We start from the raw sequence: 1,523 nt of genomic DNA on the forward strand, positions 1-1,523 counted from the left end.
CGGCGCTGGCCGGCGCCGGGGCGCGGCATCCGGCGTGGCCGGACTCGTCCGACGGGATCACCCGGCTCGCCGGCCGGTTCCCGGTGGTGGGGCTGTCGAACGCGAGCCGCTCCACCCTGCTGCGGCTGGCCGCGGGGGCGGGGCTGCGCTGGCACCTCGCTCTGTCGGCGGAGGGCGCCGCGTCGTACAAGCCCGCCCCGGAGGTCTACCGGCTCGCGGTCGAGGCCGCGGCGGTCCCGCCCGATCGGCTCCTGATGGTCGCGGCCCACGCGTGGGACCTCCGGGGTGCGGCGGCCGCCGGGATGCGCACCGCATACGTCGACCGGCCCGGTGGCGACCCGCCGGGCGCACACGACCGGTTCGACCTGCACGCCACGGACTTGACCGACCTCGCCGACCAGCTCACCCGAACGGGAGTACGACCGTGCTGATCACCTTCTCCTTCACCCGTCTCGCCGTCCAGGTCCGGCGCTGGTTCGAGATCGGTGCCGACGCCACCATGGAGCGCGGCGCCCGGGTGGAGCTGCTGCTGCTCGACCCGCAGCCGCACCGGGGCAGCGAGTCCGCGGGGCAGCGGCTCGTCGTGGACCGGCCGTTCTGGCGGGCGGACCTGTTCGACCGCATGGACCGACCGGGCGAGTGGGCGGCCGCGCACGTCCACCCGTCGTTCGACGGCGTCGAGCCCGGCGACCGGGTGTTCTCCGAAGCCCTCACCGCGGACCCCTGGGGCTGGCTGGAGGAACAGCTGCGCCGCCCGGCCGACCGGATGCGCGAGGCCGGGCTGGACCCGGCCGATGCCGACGGCGACCTCGAGGACCTGCGCGCCGCGGTCGGGCTGATCGTGGCGGCGGCCCGCCGGTTCGGCCCGGAGCAGTCCCTGACCCGCGACGACGACGCCCGACTGACCCGCGACGCCGCCGAGCGCGTGCGGCGGCTGGTCGCGCTGATCCCGGCGGAGGTCCCCTACGACCGTGAGTACCTGCGGCCGTGGCTGGAGGCGCGGCCCTGAACCTGCACGCGGGGCTTGACCTTCACACCGTGACAGGGTCTGGGGTGGCGCCCATGACGACACCGCAGGACCTCCGTGCGGCCCTGGCCGCCGACGACGCCTCGACCCGGCTGCGGGCGGCGCTCACCGCCGGGTCGGCCCCCGACCCCGCACTCGCCGGTGTCCTGGTCGAGCGGTGCGCGGCCGAGCCGGACCCGTTCGTCCGCGACATGCTGTCCTGGGCGCTGACCCGGCTCTCGGCCGCCGACGTGCTGCCCCGCCTGCGCGTCGAGCTCGGCTCGCCGCGGCCCCGGGCGCGGGCACAGGCGCTGCACACGCTGTCGAAGATCGCCGCCCCGTCGACGTGGCCGTGGGTCACCCGCTACCTGCTCCGCGACCCCGACGACGACGTGGCCCGCACGGCCTGGCGCACCGCCGTCGTGCTCGCCCCCACCGGGGAGCGTGCCGCGCTGGCCGGGGAGCTGGCCGGGCAGCTCGGCCGCGGCGACCGCGACGTCCGGCTCAGCCTGAGCCG

Annotated in this window: 3 protein-coding genes; all 3 read left to right on the plus strand. The window is 77.2% G+C overall.

Annotation, left to right across the window (positions count from 1 at the left end):
* Nucleotides 1-431 (plus strand): HAD-IA family hydrolase (locus NH602_RS30765; RefSeq protein WP_253069677.1); only part of this gene is annotated, 431 nt, incomplete at its 5' end.
* Nucleotides 425-1,009 (plus strand): hypothetical protein, encoded by a 585-nt coding sequence (locus NH602_RS30770; RefSeq protein ID WP_253069678.1) that lies wholly within the window; start codon nucleotides 425-427, stop codon nucleotides 1,007-1,009. The genes NH602_RS30765 and NH602_RS30770, both read left to right, overlap by 7 nt.
* 53 nt (nucleotides 1,010-1,062) lie before the next feature.
* Nucleotides 1,063-1,523, plus strand: a 461-nt coding sequence (locus NH602_RS30775) for a HEAT repeat domain-containing protein (RefSeq protein WP_253069679.1), incomplete at its 3' end; no start/stop codon positions are given.

It is taken from the genome of Pseudonocardia sp. McavD-2-B, assembly GCF_024124365.1.
GTDB classification, from domain to species: Bacteria; Actinomycetota; Actinomycetes; order Mycobacteriales; family Pseudonocardiaceae; genus Pseudonocardia; species Pseudonocardia alni.